Genomic DNA, 269 nt, shown 5'->3' with positions numbered 1-269 from the left:
CCTGATCACCATGCACCGGCACATCGGTCGCATCGAAGTCGAGCACGATCTCAGCCGGCGCCTGGTCATGCTGGGCGATGAAGTGCTCCCACAGCAGGCGATGGGCTTGCACCACCGTTTCGCGATCGGCTTGCTGTTCCAGGCGCCCCAGAGTGGATTTGCCGGCCAGCGGTTGCAGGCGGTTGACCGCAGTCTGCAGCGCGTAGTCATGGCGCAGGCCGTCATGATCGTTGAGATCCTCGTAGCCGGCGGCCAGTGCATAGATACGC

1 protein-coding gene is annotated in these 269 nt (G+C 63.6%); it reads right to left on the bottom strand.

Translation table 11 applies throughout. The annotated features are described in order from the left end of the window. The coding region (locus GHN86_RS23230) for a transposase (protein ID WP_194286579.1) at nucleotides 1-269 on the bottom strand (269 nt) is incomplete at both ends.

Source organism: Pseudomonas helleri (assembly GCF_009600315.1).
In the GTDB taxonomy this organism is placed as follows: Bacteria; Pseudomonadota; Gammaproteobacteria; order Pseudomonadales; family Pseudomonadaceae; genus Aquipseudomonas; species Aquipseudomonas helleri_A.
The sequence above is the reverse complement of the archived record's forward strand: the minus strand, read 5'-3'. Positions and strand labels throughout refer to the sequence as shown.